Here is a 21,250-nt window from a genome sequence, read left to right as displayed (position 1 = left end):
GGGGGCTGGTCAGATCTTCGAGTGGCCGAACTCGTCCACGCCGGTCTCGTGCTGCCGGGTGGCCTGGAACTTGTGCGAGTGGCGGTAGGCGACGTCGCGGAAGCTCCACGTGACGAAGCCCAGGAAGGTGAAGAAGCAGGCGGCGACGATCGGGTAGACGATCGCGGGGACGCCGGCCGCGTGCTCGGCGGCCTCAGCGAGGAGTGACATCTGGCAGTGCTCCGATCGGTCGAGGAAGACTCCGGACCATCCTAGCCGCGGATGTGTCCCTGCCCGCGCACGAGCCACTTGGTACTCGTGAGCTCCGGGAGCCCCATCGGCCCCCTGGCGTGCAACTTCTGGGTCGAGATGCCGACCTCGGCCCCGAAACCGAACTCACCCCCGTCGGTGAACCGGGTCGAGGCGTTCACCATGACGACAGCGGAGTCGACCCCGGCCAGGAAGTGCTCCGCCGTGTCGACGTCGTTCGTCACGATCGACTCGGTGTGGTGCGTCGACCACCGGGCGATGTGCGCCATGGCCGCGTCCACGTCCGGTACGACCCGGATCGACAGGTCGAGGTCCATCGACTCGGTCGCCCAGTCGGCCTCGGTCGCGCGCAGGACCCCGGGCACGATCGTCCGGGTGGCGTCGTCGCCACGGAGGGTCACCCCGGCGCCACGGAGCCGGTCGGCGAGCACGGGCAACAGCCGTTCCGCGGCCCGCTCGTGCACCAGCAGGGTCTCGAGGGCGTTGCACACGCTCGGCCGCTGCACCTTGCTGTTCAGGACGATGTCCACGGCCCGGTCGAGCGGCGCGGACTCGTCGAGGAACACGTGCACGACCCCGGCCCCGGTCTCGATCACCGGCACCAGGGACTCGGTCACGACGGTCTGGATCAGGGAGGCGCTCCCCCGCGGGATGAGCACGTCGACGAGCCCACGGGCACGCATGAGCTCGGTCGCGCCCTGCCGGCCGAACTCGTCGATGGTCTGGACCAGTTCCCGCGGGAGTCCGACCGAGGCGACGGCGTCCTGGATCCGTGCGACCAGGACCGCGTTCGTCCGCTGCGCCGCCGACCCGCCGCGCAGGACGACCGCGTTGCCGGACTTCAGGGCCAGGGAGGCGATGTCGACCGTGACGTTCGGTCGTGCTTCGTAGATCGCGCCGACGACCCCGAACGGCACGCGGACCTGCGTGAGTTGCAGGCCGTTCGGCAGGACCGATCCCCGGACGTGCTGGCCGACCGGGTCGGTCAGGCCGACGACGTGCTCGACGGCGTCCGCGAGGGCATCGACCCGGGCCACGTCGAGCCGCAGTCGATCGAGCAGACCCGACGACAGGCCGGCGTCCTCCCCCGCGACGAGGTCCTCGTGGTTCGCCGTCACGATCTCGGCCGTGCCCGCACGCAGCTCGAGCGCGATCGCCCGGAGAGCGGCGTCCTTGACGGCGGTCGTCGCGGTCGCGAGCGCCGTCGATGCGGAGCGCGCGGCGGTCAGGACGTCGGCCAGGGTCGGAGCGGGGGCGGTGCGGGACATGGACCGATCGTAGACCGGCGACCACCCGCGTGACGCGACCTGTGGACACGGACGGGAGGCGCGCCTCCAGGCCGTCGACGACCCGCGCTCAGGCGCGTGGTGCGGCCCGGAACCAGGTACCGACGTGCTCGCCGCCGAGGGCTCGCTCGACGAGCGCGGTGGCCGTGACGAGGACCGCGGTGCCGGCCTCGGCGGCGAGTCGCGCGGCCGCGACCTTCGTGCCGGCTCCCCCGGTGCCGACCCCGGCCGCGCCGATCGAGCCGAAGGTGACGCCGGCGAGCTCGTCGCCGAACGGGACCTCGTCGATGCGGGTGGCGCCGGGCTGCTCCGGCGGCTTCGTGTACAGGGCCTCGACGTCGGACAGGAGCACGAGGGCGTCGGCCTCGAGCTGCCGGGCGACCAGTGCCGCGAGCCGGTCGTTGTCACCGAACCGGATCTCGTGGGTGGCGACCGTGTCGTTCTCGTTGACGATCGGGAGCACCCGGAGTTCGAGCAGCCGGTTCATCGCACGGCGGGCGTTCACGCGGTGCGTCGGGTTCTGCAGGTCGCCGGCGGTGAGCAGCACCTGGGCCGCGGTGACGCCGTGGCGGTCGAGTTCCTTCTGGTACCGGAACACGAGGACGGCCTGCCCGGTCGCGGCGGCCGCCTGCTGGGTCGCGAGGTCGTCCGGCCGACCGTCCAGGCCGAGGAAGGGGAAGCCCGTCGCGATCGCACCCGAGGACACGAGCACGACCTCGGTCCCACGCCGGTACGCACCGACCAACGCGTCGACCAGGGGGCCGATCTGCCCGGCGTTGTCCCCGCTGACCGAGGAGGACCCGACCTTGACGACGATCCGTCGCGCGCGCGGGATGTCGGCCCGCTCGGTGACGGGTCCGGCGGTGCGCTCGGTCGTGTCGGTCATCGTCGCTCCCGGGTCAGTCCCGCTCGGCTGCTGCCTGCTCGACGGACGAGGCGGTGTCGGGCACGCCCGCGTCGGTGGTGTCGTCCTGCCACAGCCCGGCGCGGCGCTCCTGCTCGAGCTCCGCGCGGGCGGCCGCCTTCGCGTCCATCCGCTCGAAGTAGTCGGCACGACGCTCGTTGCGTGTGGGGCGCGCGTTGAGGTCGAGTCGGGCGTCGGTGCCGCGTGCACTCGTGATGAGCTCGGCGGTGGAGGTGAGGGTGGGCTCCCAGTCGAAGACCATCCCGCCGTCGCCACCGATCACGACGGTCGACCCGGCGACGGCTCCGGCCTTGAAGAGGCCGTCCTCGACACCGAGCTTCGCGAGCCGGTCGGCGAGGTAGCCGATCGCCTCCTCGTTGGTGAAGTCGGTCTGCTGGACCCAGCGCTCCGGCTTCGCGCCGCGGACGCGGTAGAAGCGGTGCTCCTCGCCGCCCTCGGCCCGGACGGTGAAGGGCTTCTCGTCGACGGCCTTCGGGCGGATGACGATGCGCTCGACCTCGGGCTCGGCGGCACGCTCGGCCCGCGCCTGCTCGACGACGTCGGCCAGGGCGAAGGTGAGTTCGCGCAGGCCCTTGTGCGACGCGGTCGAGATCGGGAAGACCCGGTAGCCGCGCGACTCGAACTCCGCGGTCACGAAGGCCGCGAGCTCCGCGGCGTCCGGCACGTCGATCTTGTTCAGCGCGATGAGCTGCGGCCGCTCGAGGAGCGGGACCTGTCCCTCGGGGACCGTGTACTGCTCGAGCTCGCGGAGGATGACGTCGAGGTCGCTCACCGGGTCGCGGCCGGCGTCGAGCGTCGCGCAGTCGATCACGTGCAGGAGGGCCTCGCAGCGCTCCACGTGGCGGAGGAACTCGAGCCCGAGGCCCTTGCCCTCCGACGCGCCCTCGATCAGGCCGGGGACGTCGGCGACGGTGAACCGGGTCGTGCCGGACTCGACGACGCCGAGGTTCGGCGTGAGGGTGGTGAACGGGTAGTCGGCGATCTTCGGCTTCGCTGCCGAGACCGCGGCGATGAGCGAGGACTTGCCCGCGCTCGGGAACCCGACCAGGGCCACGTCGGCGATGGTCTTCAGCTCGAGGCTGACGTCTCCGCTCCAGCCGTCGGTGCCGAGCAGCGCGAACCCGGGGGCCTTGCGCTTCGTGGTCGCCAGTGCGGCGTTGCCGAGCCCGCCCTGGCCGCCGGGCGCCACGACGACGCGGATGCCCGGTTCGGTGAGGTCCGCGAGCACCTCGCCGTCCTCGTCGTACACGACCGTGCCGACGGGGACGGGGAGCTCGAGCGTCTCGCCGCTGACACCACTCCGGTGGTCGCCCATGCCCGGCTGGCCGTTGCGGCTGGAGCGGTGGGGCGAGCGGTGGTAGCCCAGGAGGGTCGTGACCTGCGGGTCGGAGACGAGCACGATGTCGCCGCCGTCACCGCCGTTGCCGCCGTCGGGGCCCGCGAGGGGCTTGAACTTCTCACGACGGACGGACACACAGCCGTTGCCACCGTTGCCTGCCGTCAGGTGCAGGGTCACGCGGTCGACGAACGTCGCCATGGGTTCACTCCTGGTTGTCGTACGGGAAAACAGCGGGAGGGGCAGGCACACGGCCTGCCCCTCCCGCTGAACTGATCGTCGGTGACTACGCGTTGACGATGTTGATGACCTTGCGGCCACCCTTGGTGCCGAACTCGACCGAACCGGCCGAGAGGGCGAACAGCGTGTCGTCGCCACCGCGGCCGACGTTCGCGCCGGGGTGGAAGTGCGTGCCGCGCTGGCGGATGATGATCTCACCGGCGTTGACGACCTCGCCACCGAAGCGCTTCACGCCGAGGCGCTGTGCGTTCGAGTCGCGACCGTTGCGAGTGGAACTCGCACCCTTCTTGTGTGCCATGTCTCTACCTCCGCCTTACGCGATCTTGGTGACCTTGACGCGCGTGAGATCCGCGCGGAAGCCCTGGCGCTTCTTGTAACCGGTCTTGTTCTTGAACTTCTGGATGATGACCTTCGGGCCGCGGAGATCGGCGAGGACCTCGGCGGTGACCGTCACGTTCGCGAGCTCGGCCGCGGCGGAGGTGATCTTGTCCCCGTCCACGAGGAGCACCGGCGCGAGGTCGATGTTGCCATTGTCGTCGGCCTTGATGCGGTCGATGGTGATGATCGAGCCGACCTCGACCTTCTCCTGACGGCCGCCGGCGCGCACTACTGCGTAAACCACGTGGATTCCTTACGTAACTCTGCTTGAGGGAAGTCTCGGGTGCCCACTTCTGCGCGATCCATCCGGCTTGCCCCGGATCCCGGTTCACCCGGGTCCCAGGTCGCCCCGAGTCGATCGGCGACGCAGGCAGAACGGCCCGCTGACACCAGGGATCGAGAATACTCGATCCGACCAGGTGGGTCAAACGCCGACACACGTACCATGGCGGGATGACCGTGCTGATCGATCCCCCGGCCTGGCCCGCGCACGACACGCTCTGGTCACACCTGGTCAGTGACTCATCCTACGACGAGCTGCACGCCTTCGCCGACCGTGCGGGCGTCCCGCGACGGGCGTTCGACCACGACCACTACGACGTGCCGCAGGCCCGGTACGACGAACTCGTGGCGTCCGGGGCCTCCCCCGTGACCGGTCGCGAGCTGGTGCTGCGGCTCATCGCGAGCGGGTTGCGGGTGCCGCAGCGCGACAAGCGCCACTGACACGACCGTCTGCTGCCGACGACCGCGGGTGCCGGCACGCCGCCAGTGGGCCTCCGGAACGGGTCGTCAGGCCCGCGGGGCTCCCGCCGGACGGCGACGTGCGCGTCCGAGCCACAGCCACGCCACCGTCGACGAGCCGAGGGACATCAGCGCGAGCGGCAGCCCGATCTGCACCGGCGTGGTGACGGCGTCGACGAGCAGGCGCCCGAGGGCCTGTCCGACGGTCCCCTGCCCGGCGGCCTCGGCCACCCCGTGGACGAGGCCCACGAGTGCGAGGGCGAGGGTCCCGCCCGCACCGGCGAGCAGGACGCGGAGCAGGACCACGGGCAGCGGCACCCTCGGCACGACGGGCGCGAGGAAGGCGAGCACGAGGAACGCCGCCAGGTGGAACGGGAACCGGGTGACGAAGACGCTCTGCACGAACGCCTCCACCAGGCTCGTCCCGCCGTGGCTCCGGAAGGGCCCGACGATCGTGCTCGTGCCGACCAGGCCCACCAGACCCGCGACGAACTCCACCAGGACGACGCTGACCACCGTCAGGGCGGCCCCGGTCGTCGCGAGCGTGGACGCGCCCGGCGCGACGACGGCGGCGCGGACCGGGGCGGCCGGAGCCGGGTCGGCGTGCGACCGCGGCGGCGGGACCGCACCCCAGCCCGGACCGGGCTGGTCGTGACCCGGGACCGGGCCGCGACCAGCCGTCGGCTGCTCGTCGGTCACCTCACCGTCCGACGATGACGGTGCCGTCGTCCTCGGTGCCGTCGGTCCCGGCGGGGCTGGCCGGTGCGCTGATGCTGCCCGAGGACACGCGACGCGAGCGGGAACGACCCTGACCGGGCTGCTTCGGCTCCGGGAGCGCCTGCAGCACCGAGTCGAGCAGCGACTCCGCGGCCTCCTCGCTCACCCGTCGCGGCTCACGCTTGGCGACCCCGACCGGGATGTCGAGGATGGCGACCGTGGTGTCGGCCGGCGTGATCGCGGCCGACGAGCTGACCCGACGACGACCCGCGGGGCGTTCCTTCGGTGCGGCCTGGGGAGCCGGCTCGGACACGGCGGGCTGCTGCGCGACCGGTGCCGGCGCGACGGGCTGCTCCGCGGGGGCCGGGACCTCCGGCTGCGTGTCGGTCGTGTCGGCGCCGGCCGTCGTGCCGGGCAGGACGGCCTCGGGCGCGGGCGTCTCCAGCGTCGACGCCTGCTCGGCGACCGGAGCCTGCTGCGCCGGTGCCTGCTGCAGGTCCCCGGCTCGGCTCCCGCGACGACGGCGCCGCTTCGACCCGCCCGTCGACTCGGCCGGCGTCTCCGCCGCGGGGGCGACCGGCGAGGTCGGCGACGCGACCGACACCGGGGACGCCGGCGACACCGTCGCGGCGATGCCGGTCAGCGGCGCACCGGACTCGTCGTGCGTGATGGTGGACGCCGCGATCCGGGACAGCGCGTGCTTCACGTCGTCGGTGATCTGGTGTGCCGACGACTTCTGCTCGGTCGTGGCGTTGCCGCCGTTCGACCCGTTGCCGTTGCCGCTGCGCGCCTTGCGGCGACCCTTGGTCGGACCGGGGTCGGCGTTGTTGTCGTTGACCTTCGCGTTCACCTCGTCGAGCGACTCGCGCAGGCCCACGCCGATCTTCTTGCGGGTCATCTGCACGAGGCCGAGCGAGGTGACCTCCGCCACCTGGTGCTTCGTCCGGTCGCGGCTCAGGCACTCGACGAGGCGACGGAGGACCAGGTCGCGGTTCTCCTCGAGCACCATGTCGATGAAGTCCACGACGATGATCCCGCCGATGTCGCGCAGGCGGAGCTGACGGACGATCTCCTCGGCGGCCTCGAGGTTGTTCTTCGTGACCGTCTCCTCGAGGTTGCCCCCGGAGCCGACGAACTTGCCCGTGTTGACGTCCACGACCGTCATGGCCTCGGTGCGGTCGATCACGAGCGACCCACCGGAGGGCAGCCAGACCTTGCGGTCGAGCGCCTTCTCGATCTGCTCGTTGAGCCGGTACTCCTCGAACGAGTCCGGCCCGTCGTAGAGCTCGACGCGGTCCTTGAGGTCCGGCGCCACGGCGGTGAGGTACTCGTCGATCGTCTGGCGGGCGGACTCGCCGTCGATGATGAGCTTCGTGAAGTCCTCGTTGAAGACGTCGCGCACGATCTTGACGAGCAGGTCGGGCTCGGAGTGCAGCATGACCGGGGCCTGCCCGTTCTGCACCTTCTTCTCGATGGCCTCCCACTGGCTGGTGAGGCGCTGCACGTCGCGGGTCAGCTGGTCTTCGGTCGCACCCTCGGCGGCGGTGCGCACGATGACGCCGGCGTGCTCGGGCAGGACCTCCTTGAGGATCTTCTTGAGACGGGCACGCTCGGTGTCCGGCAGCTTGCGGGAGATCCCGTTCATCGAGCCGTTCGGCACGTAGACCAGGTAGCGGCCCGGCAGCGACACCTGGCTGGTGAGGCGGGCGCCCTTGTGGCCGACCGGGTCCTTCGTCACCTGCACGAGGACCTTGTCGCCCGGCTTGAGGGCGGCCTCGATGCGACGACCGTGGCTGGTGTCGACCGAGTTCCAGTCGACCTCGCCGGCGTAGAGCACGGCGTTGCGGCCGCGGCCGATGTCGACGAAGGCGGCCTCCATCGACGGCAGGACGTTCTGCACCTTGCCGAGGTAGACGTTCCCGATGAGCGAGACGTTCTGCGACTTCGTGACGTAGTGCTCCGCGAGGACGTTGTCCTCGAGCACGCCGATCTCGATCGTGGAGGAGCTCGACCGGACGATCATCTGCCGGTCGACGCTCTCGCGACGGGCGAGGAACTCGTCCTCGGTCACGACCTGGCGGCGGCGCCCGGCGTCACGGCCGTCGCGACGACGCTGCTTCTTCGCCTCGAGGCGGGTCGAGCCCTTGATGCGCTGCGGCTCGGTGATGAGCTCCGGCTCGCGGCGGCGGGGTTCGGCCTGCTCGCGGTCGCTGCTGCTCCCCCGGCGGCGGGTGCGACGACGGCCGCCACCCTGCTCGTCACGGTCCTCGTCGTCCCAGCGGTCGCTCCGGTCCGGGCGTTCCGTCCGCTCGGGGCGGTCGTCCCGGTCGTCGCGGTCGAAACGGTCCGCGCGGTCGTGGCGGTCACCGCGGCCGCCGCGCTCCGGACGCTCACTGCGCTCGTACCGGTCGCGGCCCGAGCGGTCGCGCTCGGGGCGGGCCGGCAGGTCGGGCAACACCGGGGCGTGGAAGATCAGGCTGAGCGTGCTCGTGGCCTTCGGGACGAACGGCTCGGCGGGCGCCGGCTCGGCCGTCTCGCCGGTCCGGTCCGGACGGGAGGCCCGCTCCGCGTCCGCCTCGTCGCCCGCGTCCCCCGCGCCGGCGGTCGGTGCGGAACCGGTCCCGTCCGGACCGGCCACCGTGTCGTCCTGGCCGGCGGTCTCGTCCTGCGCGGCCGTCTCGTCCTGCGCAGCCGTCTCGTCCTGCGCAGCGGTGCCGGCCGTGTCCGCGACGGTGGCGTCCCCGGTGAGGGTGCTGACGTCGTCGGGCGCGGTGCCCGCACCCGAGGACGTGTCGACCGCGACGGGCACGGGACCGGTGGCGGTGTCGAGCACGAGCTCGTCGGCCTCGGACGTCTGCTCGACGTCCGCCTCGGCCGTGTCCGTCACGTCGGCGGTGTCGATGACGTCCGCGCCGTCGACGACGTCGACCGTCTCGGCGATGTCGGCCGTCTCCGCGATGTCGTCAGCCGCGGCGTCGGGACCGTCCGTGTCGACGGCGTCCGTGTCGACGGCGTCCGCTGCGACGTCGGACGGCTCGTGGGCCTCCGGGCCGCCCGACCGGGCGCGACGGCCGCCGAAGAGGCGGGTCCGGCGCTTCGGCGCGTCGTCGGTGTTCTGGTTCTGGTTCTCGTTCTGATCCACCATGGACTGGTGCACTCCTCGACCCCGCACGCACCCGGTGGGTGGCGGGAATTCTCTCGTTTCGGTGCGGGCGGCGACTCCGCCCCCGCGCTCGCTGCTGTTGCGTGACCGGTCCGTCTTCTCCGCGTCCGTCGTCGTGGGCACCCGGCTCACGGCGGCTCGGCGTCGGAGGTGACGCGTCGTCCGGTCACGGTGCTCTCTCACAGCACCATCACGTCCGGGCGGTGGCCCGGCAAGTTCTCGTCGTCGCCCGGATCGGCCGGGTGACTCCCCCATCATCGCACGCGGTCACGGAGAACGCCGGGAGCCCCGTGCGAAGATGACGCCGTGAGTTCCACGCCTGTCGCTCCCCGCCGCCCCGTCGCCGTCGCGATCCTGCTGCTCGTCACCGGCGTGGTCGGGCTGTACGCGGCGTTCCGACTGGTCCTCGACGAGTTCGAGAAGTACGAGAACCCGAAGGCCGTCCTGTCCTGCGACGTCAGCCCGTTCGTGAACTGCTCGAACGTCATGGCCAGCGCTCAGGGGCACCTGTTCGGGTTCCCGAACCCGCTGCTCGGGCTCATGGGGTTCGTCGCCCCGATCGCCGTCGGCGTGGTGCTCCTCGCGGGCTTCCGCGGGACGAGGTGGTTCTGGACGGTCTTCAACGCCGGCGTGTTCCTGGCCTGGGTCTTCGTCACCTGGCTGTTCACGCAGACCGTCTGGTTCATCGGCTACCTCTGCCCCTGGTGCATGCTCGTCTGGGCGATGACGATCCCGATGTTCTGGGTGTTGACGATCTGGAACCTCGCGAAGGGGAACCTGCCCTTCGGCAACGGCGCCCGTCGTGTCGGACGCGCGCTGCTGCCCTTCTGCTGGGCGTTCCCGCTGGCGAACTACCTGTTCATCGTCGTGGTGATCCTCGTGAAGTTCCCGACGGTGCTGACGACGCTCTGACGCCCGCAGCGGTCGAAGAGATGACGTGTCACCGGATTCCGGGGTGCTTCCCAGCGCCAGGGCCCGGTCCCGACGCCCGCGGGCATTACGCTCGTTCCCGATGAGCGACAACGAGAGCAAGAAGGCGCGCCGGAACGCTGCGCGCGAGCGTGCCCGCGAGGCCCGCCAGAAGGAGCAGGCCCGCCGGCGTCGGAACAAGACGCTGACGATCAGCGCGATCATCGTCGGGTCGCTCGCGGTCGTCGCGGTCGTCGTGCTCGTGATCGCGAACTCGATCCAGCCCGTCGGCCCGGGCCCGAAGAACATGGCGAGCGACGGCATCGTCCTCACCGGCGAGAGCGGCAAGATCGTGCCCGTCGAGACGAAGGCCATCCCCGAGGGCGGGGAGCCGACGCCGACGAAGCAGGACGACTCGGTCACGAACATCACCGTGTACGAGGACTACATGTGCCCGATCTGCAACCAGTTCGAGACCGGGAACATGGACCAGATCAAGCAGTGGGTCCAGGACGGCACGGCCACGCTCGAGGTGCACCCGTTCAACCTGCTCGACCGCGCCTCGCTCGGTTCGAAGTACTCGACCCGCTCCGCCGCCGCCGCGGCCTGCGTCGCGAACTACGACCCGGAGGCCTTCCTCGACGTCAACAGCGCGTTCTACGAGAACCAGCCGTCGGAGAACACCCGCGGGCTGAGCAACGACAAGCTGGCCGACATCGCGAAGCAGGCCGGCGCGACGAACGAGAAGGTGCAGTCCTGCATCACCGACCAGGAGTTCGCGGGCTGGGTCGCCGACGCCACGAACCGCGCGCTCACCGAGCCGCTCCCGAACTCCGACCTGCCGAAGCTGACGGGCACCCCGACCGTCATCGTCAACGGCAAGCAGTACAACGGCCAGGGCACGAACTCGTGGGCCGACGCCCAGGCGTTCGCCGCCTTCGTCGAGGCGAACGGCGCGTCCGCGAAGTAACCCGAGCGCCGGTACGAGGACGGCCCCCGCACTCCGAGGAGTGCGGGGGCCGTCGTCGTCCCGGTCGGACACCGTCGGACCGGGACGGGTCAGTCGGATCAGGCGAACCAGAGCCCGAGCTCGCGGGCGGCGGACTCGGCCGAGTCGGAGCCGTGCACGAGGTTCTGCTGGACCTTGAGACCCCAGTCGCGACCGAGGTCACCGCGGATGGTGCCGGGGGCGGCCGAGGTCGGGTCGGTGGTGCCGGCGAGCGAGCGGAAACCGGCGATGACGCCGTTCCCCGCGACGCGCACGGCGACGAGCGGGCCGGACTGCATGAACTCCACGAGCGGCTCGAAGAACGGCTTGCCCTGGTGCTCCTCGTAGTGGCTGTCGAGCAGCTCGCGCGGCGCGGTCAGCATCTTCAGGTCGACGATCTCGTAGCCCTTCGCCTCGATCCGGCGGAGGATCTCACCGGTGAGCTGGCGGGCGACGCCGTCGGGCTTGACGAGGACGAGGGTCTCTTCGAGTTCGGACACAGCGGGACTCCCTGCGGTTCGAGGTGGGATGGATCAGTCCTCGCCGAGTGCGGCGCGACGGGCGGCGTTCTGCCGGTCGAGCTGACCGCCCTTGACGAAGCAGAAGACCCACAACGCCAGGAACACCAGGCCCACCACGACCATGAAGGGCTCGATGAACCCGGTGGCGAGGATGGCCGCCTGCAGCAGCCATCCGAACCCTACACCGGCCCGGGAACCGGTCATCCGGGACGCGAGGAGGAGCACGATGATCGCCGCGATGCCCCCGCCGAAGGCGACGGCGGCCGGCAGCGTGTGCTTGCCGTAGACGACGAGCATCGGGAAGAAGAACATGAACGCCTCGAGGCCCAGCGTGATCGAGAGCAGGCTCTCGCGGGCACCACGGTCACGACGCGGGCGTCGGACCCGGGGTGCACGCGGCGGCCGGGAGGCACGCCCTGCGTCCGTCACTTCGTCCCGCCTTCCCGGTGCACCAGGTCCATGACCGCGCCCACCATGACGATCGACCCGGCGACGAGGACCATGGCGTCCTCGGCGTCCGCGTCGTCGGCCAGGTCACGGGCCTCCTGCAGGGCGCCGGCGAGCGACGGCTCGACGACGACCCGGTCGTTGCCGACCTCGTCGACGACGACCCGGGCGAACTCGTCCGCGTCCAGTGCACGCTCCCCCGGCGGCTGCGTCACGACGAAGGTCGCGACGGTGTCCTTGAGCGCACGGACGAACCCGCGGGCGTCCTTGTCGCGGAGGATCCCGACGACGCCGACGACGTGCTCCGACGGGAACGCCACCGGCAGCGCGTCGGCGAGGGCTTTGGCACCGTGCGGGTTGTGCGCGGCGTCGACCACGACGGTCGGCCCGGTCGCGATCGGCTGCAGGCGGCCCGGGCTCGTCGCGTTCGCGAGGCCCTCGCTGAGGACGTCCTCGTCGAGGGCCTGGCTGCCGCGGCCGAGGAACGACTCGACCGCGGCGATCGCGACGGCCGCGTTGTGCGCCTGGTGCGCGCCGAACAGCGGCACGAACAGGTCGTCGTACGCGCCCGCGATGCCCTGCACGCTGACGAGCTGCCCGCCGACGGCCGGGGTGTCGCTCGTGACCCGGAACGCCGACCCCTCCACCGCGAGGGCCGACTCGGTGAGTTCGGCCGCGCGCTCGAGCTCCGCGAGGGCCTCGGGCGTCTGCGCGCTCGTGACCACGGACGAGGACGGCTTGACGATGCCCGACTTCGTCCGGGCGATCTCGGCGACGGTGCTGCCGAGCTGCTTCGCGTGGTCGATGGCGATCGGGGTGAACACCTGCACCTGGCTCTGCACGACGTTGGTGGAGTCCCACTCGCCGCCCATGCCGACCTCGATCACGGCCACGTCGACGGGTGCCTCGGCGAAGCACGCGAGCGCCAGCACGGTCAGCGCCTCGAAGAACGTCAGCGGCTGCTCACCCTTCGCGGTGAGCTCGGCGTCGGTCATCTCGAGGATCGGGGTGATGTCGTCCCAGTTCTCGACGAACCGGCTCGGCTCGATGGGCTCGCCGTCGATGACGATGCGCTCCCGGATCGAGACGAGGTGCGGGCTGGTCATGAGTCCGGTGCGGAGCCCGTGGGCGCGGACGATGCTCTCGGTCATCCGGGCGGTCGACGTCTTGCCGTTCGTCCCGGTGATGTGGATGACCGGGTACGCCAGGTGCGGGTCGCCCAGGAGCTCGACGGCACGACGGGTCGCGGTCAGACGCCGTTCGGGTGCCTGCTCCCCGATCCGGGCCATGAGCGCCGCTTCGACCCGCCGGACCTCGTCGTCGTCCCCGCCGTACGGCAGTTCCTCGCCGGAAGCGGTGTCGCCCGCCGGACCGACGGGGATCTCGATCCCGTCTGCGTCCTCCGCGGGGACCTCGTACTCGTTGCTGTCGCTCATGCGCGCTGGACCTCCACGGTCACCTTCGCTCCGTCGCCGACCGCGACGGTGTCCTCGTCCTGACCGAACGTCGTGGGCACGACCTGTACTCCGCCGGCGAGGGTCTCGTTCGCGATGAGCGTCTCGTGCACGCCGATCGCGGCTGCTGCCGTCTCGTCCGCACGGAGCGTCAGGACGATGCGGTCACCGACGTCGAGACCGGCGTCGCGTCGGGCCTGCTGCACGGCACGGACGACGTCGCGGGCGATGCCCTCGGCTTCGAGCTCCGGCGTGGTGACGGTGTCGAGGACGACGAACCCGCCGCCGTCGAGGAACGCCACGGCCTTGGACGTGTCGGCCACGGTGAGGTCGAGCGTGAACTCGCCCTCGACGAGGTCGATGCCGCCGACGGTCACGCCGGTCTCGGTCGCGGTCCAGTCGCCCCGTTTGGCGGCCGGGATGACCTGCTGCACGGCCTTGCCGATGCGGGGGCCGGCAGCGCGGGCGTTGACGGTGAGCTTCCGCTCGATGCCGTACTGCGCCAGGGACTCCTCGGCCTGCTGCTCGAGCACGACGCGCTTGACGTTGAGCTCGTCGCGGAGGATGTCCGCGAACGGCTCGACGGCCGCGGTGTCCGGCACGACGAGCGTCAGCGTGGCGAGGGGCAGACGGACGCGCTTGCCGGTCGCCTTGCGGAGCGCGAGGCCCTTCGACGCGACGTCCCGCACGCGGTCCATGGCCGCGACCAGGGCGTCGTCGGCGGGGAACTCGTCGGGCGACGGCCAGTCGGTCAGGTGCACGCTGCGGTCACCGGTCAGGCCCTTCCAGACCTCCTCGGTCACGAGCGGTGCCAGCGGCGCCGCCACCCGGGCGAGCGTCTCGAGGACCGTGAACAGCGTGTCGAACGCGGCACGGGCCTCCGGGGAGGACTCCGCGCCGGCCCAGAACTTGTCCCGCGACCGCCGGACGTACCAGTTGGTGAGCACGTCGGCGAAGTCGCGGATCGCCTGCGCGGCCAGCGGGGTGTCGAGCGCGTCGAGGTGCGTCGTGACGTCGGCGACGAGCACGCGGGTCTTCGCGAGGAGGTACCGGTCGAGCACGTCGGTGCTCGCGGTGCTGCGGGTGGCTCGGTACCCCTGATCGCCGGAGGCGTTCGCGTAGAGGGTGAAGAAGTAATACGTCGACCACAGCGGCAGGAGGAACTCGCGGACGCCCTGTCGGATGCCCTCCTCGGTGACGACGAGGTTGCCGCCGCGGATCACCGACGACGACATGAGGAACCAGCGCATCGCGTCGGCGCCGTCGCGGTGGAACACCTCGGACACGTCCGGGTAGTTCCGCAGGCTCTTCGACATCTTCTGCCCGTCGGACCCGAGCACGATGCCGTGACTGATCACGTTCGTGAACGCCGGGCGGTCGAACAGCGCGGTCGACAGCGCGTGCATGACGTAGAACCAGCCGCGGGTCTGCCCGATGTACTCCACGATGAAGTCCGCCGGGCTGTGGGTGTCGAACCACTCCCGGTTCTCGAACGGGTAGTGCACCTGCGCGTACGGCATCGACCCGGAGTCGAACCAGACGTCGAACACGTCGGTGATCCGGCGCATGGTCGACCGCCCCGTGGGGTCGTCCGGGTTCGGCCGCGTCAGCTCGTCGATGAACGGCCGGTGCAGGTCGACCTCGCCCTCGGCGTTGCGGGGCAGGCGGCCGAAGTCGCGCTCGATCTCCTCGAGCGAGCCGTAGACGTCCTGACGCGGGTACTCCGGGTCGTCGGAGACCCACACCGGGATGGGCGTACCGAAGTAGCGGTTGCGGGAGACCGACCAGTCGATGGCGTTGCCGACCCACTTGCCGAACTGGCCGTCCTTCACGTTGTCCGGCACCCAGGTGATGTCCTGGTTGAGCTCGCCCATGCGGTCGCGGAACTCGGTGACGCGGACGAACCACGACGAGACGGCCTTGTAGATGAGGGGCTTGCGGCAGCGCCAGCAGTGCGGGTAGCTGTGCTCGTACGACGCCTGGCGGAGGAGCCGGCCGGCGTCGCGGACGGCCTTCGTCAGCGGCTTGTTCGCGTCGGACCAGAGCATGCCGGCGACCTCGCCGAACTGCGACGTGAACAGGCCGCCCTCGTCGAGGGAGAGCACCACGGGGATGCCCGCGGCCGCGCAGACCTCCTGGTCGTCGGCACCGTAGGCCGGGGCCTGGTGCACGATGCCGGTGCCCTCGCCCGTCTCGACGTACTCGGCGACGAGGACCTTCCAGCCGTTCTCCATGCCCTCGGTCTCCGACAGGAAGTCGAACAGGCGCTCGTAGGTGACGCCGTCGAGCTCCCGGCCCTCGATCGTCCGGCTGACGGCGTCGACGGCCTCCTCCGCCGAGGCGTAGCCGAGGTCCTTCGCGTGCGCGGCGACCGTGTCGGACGCGAGCAGGTACGTCGCGGAACCGGTGGCGCCACCGTCAGCCGCGCCTCCCGGCCCGGCCGGCAGGACCGCGTACGCGATCGCCGGACCGACCGCGAGCGCGGCGTTGGTCGGCAGCGTCCAGGGGGTGGTCGTCCAGGCGAGGGCGCGGACGCCGGTCAGCCCGAGCTCCTCCGCACGCGCACCGGTCAGCGGGAACGCGACCGTGACGGACTGGTCCTGACGCATCTTGTAGACGTCGTCGTCCATGCGGAGCTCGTGGTTCGACAGCGGGGTCTGGTCGTTCCAGCAGTACGGCAGGACCCGGAAGCCCTCGTACGCCAGGCCCTTGTCCCACAGCGTCTTCCACGCCCAGAGGACGCTCTCCATGTACGTGACGTCGAGCGTCTTGTAGTCGTCCTCGAAGTCGACCCAGCGCGCCTGGCGGGTGACGTACTGCTGCCACTCGTCGGTGTACTGCAGGACGGATCGCTTGGCGGCTGCGTTGAAGACGTCGATGCCCATGGCGTCGATCTCGTGCTTCTCGGTGATGCCGAGCTGCCGCATCGCCTCGAGCTCGGCGGGCAGACCGTGGGTGTCCCACCCGAAGCGGCGGTGCACCTGCTTGCCACGCATGGTCTGGTAGCGCGGGAAGACGTCCTTCGCGTACCCGGTCAGCAGGTGGCCGTAGTGCGGCAGGCCGTTGGCGAACGGCGGGCCGTCGTAGAAGGTCCACTCGTCGCAGCCCTCGCGCTGGGCGATGGAGGCACGGAAGGTGTCGTCGCCCTTCCAGAAGGCGAGGATGCCGTCCTCGACCGAGGGGAAGGACGGGGACGGGGTCACGCCGTCGGGTTCGGAGTTCAGCGGGTACCGCACGGGAGGCTCCTGGAGGTCGGTGGAACTGGACCACGAGGACGGAGCCTGCGCTCCGCGGTACCACCTCGCTTGCCACGGACCGGCGCGCAACGCCTGCTCGTGACCACTCTGCGTCGGGGTGGTGTCGGTCCCGAACCCGCCCGGTTCTAGTGACGACCCCGTCGGTGCCGTGTTCTTCCGGGAGGCTCCCCGGTGATGGCCGGATCGATGCCTGTGGGACCGACTCTACCGGACGGGAGCATGCTGGAGCGATGCCCTCGTCGTCGTCCCCCGAGGCCCCGGAGACCGCTCCGGACGCCTCGTCCTCGCAGCAGAAGCCCGAGTCGCTGCTCACCGTCCTCATCGCCTTCGGGGCGAACCTGCTCGTCGCGATCGCGAAGTCGGTCGCCGCCCTCGTGTCGGGCTCGGCGTCGATGGTCGCCGAAGCCGCGCACTCGTGGGCGGACACCGGCAACGAGGTGTTCCTGCTCGTCGCGGAACGGCGGGGTGCCCGGAAGCGCGACGCGAGACACCCGCTCGGGTACGGCCGTGAGACGTACATCTGGTCGATGTTCGCCGCGTTCGGGCTCTTCACCGCGGGCGCGATCGTCTCCATCACGCACGGCATCGGCGAGCTCGGGGACACCGGCCCGGCCGAGGACGTCACCCTCAACTACATCGTGCTCGCGGTGTCGTTCTGTCTCGAGGGCACGAGCTTCCTGCAGGCGTTCCGGCAGGCCCGCGGCGCCGCGACGAAGCGACGGGTCCCGGTCCTCCGCCACGTGCTGCAGTCCTCGAACCCGACGCTCCGGGCCGTGTTCGCCGAGGACGCCGCCGCCCTGGTCGGCCTGGTCATCGCGTTCCTCGGGGTCTTCCTGCACCAGGTCACCGGGCTCGCCGTGTTCGACGCGATCGGGTCCATCGCCGTCGGGCTGCTGCTCGGGGTGGTCGCGATCGTCCTCATCGACCGCAACCGCCGGTTCCTGCTCGGGGAGAGCACGTCCCCGGAGCTCGAGAACGCCGTGCTCGTCGAGCTGCTCGCCCGGGAGCAGGTGGAGAGCGTGAGCTACCTGCACCTCGAGTTCGTCGGACCGTCCCGCGTCTACCTCGTCGCCGCGGTCGACCTCGTCGGCAACGACACCGAGGAGCACGTGGCCGCTCGGCTCCGCCGGATCGAGGACTCGCTGGAGCAGAGCCAGTACGTCGAGGAGGCGGTGCTCACGCTGTCCGTGCCGGGCGCCCCGGTCCTGCGGCCGACGAGCGACGACATCCCGGACGTGGTCCGGGACGGCACGGTCGAGGACGTGGCGTCCGGCGGCGCCGGCACGCTCCGCGCCTGACCCCCGGGACGGTCAGCAGTCGTCGTTCGTGAACTCCAGGTCGACGGTCTGGTCGGAGCCGGTGAAGACGTAGGAGTACCGCATCGCGATGTCCTCCTCGAGGATGTCGCGGGTCGCGTCCGTCGAGCAGAGGTTCGACAGCACCGAGTCACGGATCGTGCGTTCGGAGACGGCGGCCGGGTCGGCGTCCACCCGGTAGCGGTAGTGGATGGCCTCGTCCTCGGCCTCGACCCCGGTCCACGTCGTGATCTCGTCGACCTGCCGCGGGAACGTGGTCTGCTCGGAGATCTTGGCGACACCCTCGTCGACGAGCTCCTGCTTGGACGGACCACCGAACGAGGCGAAGCCCCAGCGGACCAGCGCGGCGGCGATGACGAACGCCAGGATGCCCGCGATGGTGACGAGCGCTCGGCGACCCCGGGACTGCTGCGGGGGCTGGGTCCCGAACGCGGCGGCGCCGCCGGGCTGCGCGACCGGGGCGCCCGGACCCTGCCAGGGCTGCTGCGGGCCGCCCGGGTACTGCTGCCCGGGGACCTGCTGCGGGCCGGCCGGGTACTGCTGCCCGGGGACCTGCTGCGGGCCGGCCGGGTACTGCTGCCCGGGGACCTGCTGCGGGCCGCCGGGGACCTGCTGCTGCCCGGGCACCTGCGGCGCCGGGGGCGCCGATTCCTGCGGAGCCCCGGTGCGCGCGTCCCGTCCGCCGGTCCACTGCGGTGCCGGGGGCACCTGGCCCTGGTCGGCCGGGAGGCCCTGCCCACGGTCCGACAGACCGTCCGGCCCTCCGGTGTGGTCCGGATCCGGACCCGGTCCGGACGACGACCGCTGCTGATCGGGTGTGTCGGACACGGGTCCCCCTGATGTCGGTGGCCGTCCCCCTCGGACGGCGCATCCCGAACCTACCAGCGGACCGGGGCGGGCAGACCGGTGCTCCGGCGCGGCCCGGACAGGGTCGGCCTACCGCCTGCCGTCTGCCGCCTGCGGCCTCGACCCGGCCGTGCCGGACCGGCACCTCGTTCCGGCACGCCGGACCGGCGACAGCGGACCGGTGCGGCCAGACCGGCGCCGTCAGCGCGCGTCGAGCCCCACGACCACGGGCGTCAGCGCGGCGCCGACGTACTCGACGAGCGGCCGTCGCGCGACGCCGTCCCGCACCCACACCCCGAACGCCGCGGCGGCGGCACCGAGCATCGCGCCCGCCACGGTCTGCGGCCACAGCGACCCCGCGTGCTCCCCGGTCCGACCGGCGACGAAGGACGCGACCGCCTGGTGCTGCGCGGTCACCCGGGTGGCGACGCTCGCGACGAGTCCGTCGCCGACGTCCATCACCTCGGCCTGCGCGATCGCCCAGGGCACGCGCTCCGGGTCGTGCGCCCGGGCGGCGGCGAGCAGGGCCTCCTCGACGGCACGGACGGCGCTCGACTCGGTCGAGGACGCCAGGTGCTGCGGCAGGTCAGCGACCGCTGCGTCGAGGTCGAGCCACATGACGTCGGACTTGGCGGTGAAGTAGTTGAAGAAGGTGGCCCGACTCACCCCGGCACGGGCGGCGATCTGGTCCACCGTGGTCCGTCCGTAGCCCTGCTCCAGGAAGAGCTCGGCGGCGGCGTCCGCGAGCACCTCGGCGCTCGAGCGGCGCGGTCGCCCACCGCGGCGGATCGGTTCGTCCATGCCTCCAGTAAAGCGCTAGACTCGGCCAGCCATGATCTTGGACCCAGTACAGAAAAGCCCGGCGCTGCGGCGCATCGTGACCGGCGTCGCCGGCGCGGCCACGATCCTCCTGGCCGTCACCGCGTGCTCCGGCGACGGTGCCGCCGGGGACAGCAGCACGCCCGTCAGCGGCGGCACGCTCACCTACGCCTCCGGCGACGCCGAGCCGACCTGCCTGGACCCGCACGTCGGCGGCAACTACCCCCAGGCGCTGCTGGCGACGCAGTACATCGAGGAACTGGTCGGGCTCGACGACGACGGCCGGCCGACGCCCGAGCTCGCCGAGATGTGGACGACGAGCGACGACGGGAAGACCCTCACGTTCACGCTCCGCGACGACGTCACCTTCACCGACGGCACCCCCTTCGACGCCGCGGCCGTGGTCGCGAACATCGAGCACGTGCAGGACCCGGCCACGGCCTCGAGCACCGGGTACCTCGCCCTGCAGTCGATCGAGAAGGCGACCGCCACCGACGACCACACGGTGACGCTGTCCCTCAGCCGTCCCGACGCCGCACTGCTCGAGTCGTTCTCGCAGCCGTGGGTCGGCATGGAGTCCCCGAAGGCGCTCCAGCGGAAGCAGGCGACGAACTGCGAGTCCCCTGTCGGCACCGGCCCCTTCGCGGTCACCGGGTGGAAGCACGGCGACCGCGTCACGCTCGAACGGAACACGGCGTACACGCCGCTCGCCGGGTCGTCCACCGAGCCGCGCCTGGACGGACTCACCTGGCGGTTCCTGCCCGACTCGACCTCGCGGTACGCGGCCCTGCAGTCCGGCCAGGTCGACGTCATCGACAACGCCCAGCCCGACCAGCTCAAGGCAGCCTCGGCGAAGGGCAGCATCCGCGACCTCGACGCTCCCCGCCCGGGTGCGTCGAACCGTCTCGAGTTGAACTCGGGCCACGGCGTCTTCCGCGACGAGTCCGTCCGCGAGGCGTTCATCGCAGCGGCCGAGATCGACCCGGGCCTGCGGTCGCTCTTCCTCGGCACCGCGAAGCGCTCGTACTCCGTGCTGTCGAGCGTCGAGCCGACGTCGTACTCGGACGAGTCGTTGTTCGCGTACGACCCGGCCGAGGCGAAGCGTCTGCTCGACGAGGCCGGCTGGAAGACCAACAGCGACGGCGTCCGCGAGAAGGACGGGAAGACCCTGACCGTCACGTTCCCGGTGTCGACGAACCAGTCCGTCCCCGCCGAGCGCAGCCTGTTCCAGCAGATCCAGGCGTCCGAGGCCGAGGTCGGCATCGAGGTCCGGCTGCAGGAACTCGACCTGTCGAGCTGGTACGCGGCACTCGCGGAGAACCAGTACGACGTCGTCAGCGCCCCGTACACGAAGGTCGGCCCGGACGTCCTCCGCATCCTGTACGACTCCGCCTCGATCACCCCGGCACCGTCGGGCTACTTCGCGAACCTCGCGCAGCTCGACGACCCGGCCCTCGACGAGTTGCTCGAGAAGGCGTCGCAGACCTCGGACGCGAACGAGCGAGCGGACCTGGTCGAGCAGGCACAGCGGACGATCCTCGAGAGCCGGACGGTCCTGCCGCTCTACGACCAGCAGAACAACTTCCTGTACCGCTCGGCCGTCCACGGCATCTCGACCACGTCGGTCTCGACGCCGTGGTTCGGCACGGCGTGGGTCG

The 21,250-nt window shown here is 71.4% G+C and carries 19 protein-coding genes; 5 read left to right on the top strand and 14 right to left on the bottom strand.

Features of this window, described 5'->3' with window-relative positions:
- Window positions 1-9 precede the first annotated feature (9 nt).
- The 6 genes from DEI84_RS08805 to rplU form a co-directional block, all read right to left on the bottom strand.
- Entirely contained in the window at window positions 10-210 is a 201-nt protein-coding gene (locus tag DEI84_RS08805; RefSeq protein WP_110823838.1) for a hypothetical protein, read from the bottom strand.
- A gap of 41 nt (window positions 211-251) precedes the next feature.
- Window positions 252-1,517, bottom strand: coding sequence for a glutamate-5-semialdehyde dehydrogenase (locus DEI84_RS08800; protein ID WP_110890533.1), 1,266 nt, complete (start codon window positions 1,515-1,517; stop codon window positions 252-254).
- 88 nt (window positions 1,518-1,605) lie between these two features.
- Window positions 1,606-2,421, bottom strand: a complete 816-nt coding sequence (gene proB / locus DEI84_RS08795; RefSeq protein WP_110890532.1) for a glutamate 5-kinase — start codon at window positions 2,419-2,421, stop codon at window positions 1,606-1,608.
- Between the two features lie 13 nt (window positions 2,422-2,434).
- Window positions 2,435-3,997 (bottom strand): GTPase ObgE, encoded by a 1,563-nt coding sequence (gene obgE, locus DEI84_RS08790; protein ID WP_110890531.1) that lies wholly within the window; start codon window positions 3,995-3,997, stop codon window positions 2,435-2,437.
- 85 nt (window positions 3,998-4,082) lie between these two features.
- Window positions 4,083-4,334, bottom strand: a complete 252-nt coding sequence (gene rpmA, locus DEI84_RS08785) for a 50S ribosomal protein L27 (protein WP_071257351.1) — start codon at window positions 4,332-4,334, stop codon at window positions 4,083-4,085.
- 15 nt (window positions 4,335-4,349) lie between these two features.
- Window positions 4,350-4,658, bottom strand: coding sequence for a 50S ribosomal protein L21 (rplU, locus tag DEI84_RS08780; protein WP_110823834.1), 309 nt, complete (start codon window positions 4,656-4,658; stop codon window positions 4,350-4,352).
- Between the two features lie 209 nt (window positions 4,659-4,867).
- On the opposite strand from rplU, the gene DEI84_RS08775 reads away from it, so the two are divergent.
- On the top strand, window positions 4,868-5,137 hold the full coding sequence (locus DEI84_RS08775; protein ID WP_110890530.1) for a DUF4031 domain-containing protein: 270 nt from the start codon (window positions 4,868-4,870) through the stop codon (window positions 5,135-5,137).
- Window positions 5,138-5,203: 66 nt separating this feature from the next.
- On the opposite strand, the gene DEI84_RS08770 is transcribed toward DEI84_RS08775, so the two are convergent.
- Window positions 5,204-5,854, bottom strand: coding sequence for a hypothetical protein (locus DEI84_RS08770; RefSeq protein ID WP_110890529.1), 651 nt, complete (start codon window positions 5,852-5,854; stop codon window positions 5,204-5,206).
- Between the two features lies 1 nt (window position 5,855).
- Window positions 5,856-9,017: an Rne/Rng family ribonuclease gene (locus DEI84_RS08765; protein WP_110890528.1), complete on the bottom strand. Its 3,162-nt coding sequence runs from the start codon at window positions 9,015-9,017 to the stop codon at window positions 5,856-5,858.
- Window positions 9,018-9,341: 324 nt separating this feature from the next.
- On the opposite strand from DEI84_RS08765, the gene DEI84_RS08760 reads away from it, so the two are divergent.
- Both DEI84_RS08760 and DEI84_RS08755 read left to right on the top strand, forming a co-directional pair.
- A complete protein-coding gene (locus tag DEI84_RS08760) occupies window positions 9,342-9,947 on the top strand; it encodes a vitamin K epoxide reductase family protein (RefSeq protein WP_110890527.1) in 606 nt (201 codons plus the stop codon).
- 100 nt (window positions 9,948-10,047) lie between these two features.
- Complete coding sequence (locus DEI84_RS08755) at window positions 10,048-10,914, top strand: thioredoxin domain-containing protein (RefSeq protein ID WP_110823829.1); 867 nt, start codon at window positions 10,048-10,050, stop codon at window positions 10,912-10,914.
- Window positions 10,915-11,012: 98 nt separating this feature from the next.
- On the opposite strand, the gene ndk is transcribed toward DEI84_RS08755, so the two are convergent.
- From ndk to ileS, 4 genes are read right to left on the bottom strand one after another with little or no spacing between them, the layout of a single operon-like run.
- The gene (ndk, locus tag DEI84_RS08750; protein WP_110823828.1) at window positions 11,013-11,432 is read right to left on the bottom strand and encodes a nucleoside-diphosphate kinase; all 420 of its coding nucleotides are present in this window, start codon (window positions 11,430-11,432) and stop codon (window positions 11,013-11,015) included.
- 33 nt (window positions 11,433-11,465) lie between these two features.
- Window positions 11,466-11,882: a DUF4233 domain-containing protein gene (locus tag DEI84_RS08745; protein WP_110823827.1), complete on the bottom strand. Its 417-nt coding sequence runs from the start codon at window positions 11,880-11,882 to the stop codon at window positions 11,466-11,468.
- Window positions 11,879-13,336 carry a folylpolyglutamate synthase/dihydrofolate synthase family protein gene (locus DEI84_RS08740; RefSeq protein ID WP_110890526.1) on the bottom strand — a complete coding sequence of 486 codons (1,458 nt, stop codon included), beginning with the start codon at window positions 13,334-13,336 and terminating at the stop codon, window positions 11,879-11,881. Before DEI84_RS08740 ends, DEI84_RS08745 begins: the two co-directional genes overlap by 4 nt.
- On the bottom strand, window positions 13,333-16,590 hold the full coding sequence (gene ileS, locus DEI84_RS08735; protein ID WP_110890525.1) for an isoleucine--tRNA ligase: 3,258 nt from the start codon (window positions 16,588-16,590) through the stop codon (window positions 13,333-13,335). The genes DEI84_RS08740 and ileS overlap by 4 nt, the downstream gene beginning before the upstream one ends.
- 251 nt (window positions 16,591-16,841) lie before the next feature.
- Between ileS and DEI84_RS08730 the strand changes: the two genes are divergently transcribed.
- On the top strand, window positions 16,842-17,909 hold the full coding sequence (locus DEI84_RS08730) for a cation diffusion facilitator family transporter (protein WP_110823824.1): 1,068 nt from the start codon (window positions 16,842-16,844) through the stop codon (window positions 17,907-17,909).
- 12 nt (window positions 17,910-17,921) lie between these two features.
- Here DEI84_RS08730 and DEI84_RS08725 read toward each other — a convergent pair whose 3' ends face one another.
- Complete coding sequence (locus DEI84_RS08725; RefSeq protein WP_181420396.1) at window positions 17,922-18,554, bottom strand: hypothetical protein; 633 nt, start codon at window positions 18,552-18,554, stop codon at window positions 17,922-17,924.
- A 420-nt stretch (window positions 18,555-18,974) separates the two neighbouring features.
- Window positions 18,975-19,574, bottom strand: coding sequence for a TetR/AcrR family transcriptional regulator (locus DEI84_RS08720; protein WP_110890522.1), 600 nt, complete (start codon window positions 19,572-19,574; stop codon window positions 18,975-18,977).
- Window positions 19,575-19,605: 31 nt separating this feature from the next.
- Here DEI84_RS08720 and DEI84_RS08715 point away from each other — a divergent pair.
- A partial coding sequence (locus tag DEI84_RS08715; protein ID WP_110890601.1) for an ABC transporter substrate-binding protein occupies window positions 19,606-21,250 on the top strand: 1,645 nt, incomplete at its 3' end.

It is taken from the genome of Curtobacterium sp. MCBD17_023 (assembly GCF_003224415.1).
Taxonomy (GTDB): domain Bacteria; phylum Actinomycetota; class Actinomycetes; order Actinomycetales; family Microbacteriaceae; genus Curtobacterium.
Note: the sequence above shows the minus strand (reverse complement) of the source record. Positions and strands in the feature narration are given on the sequence as shown.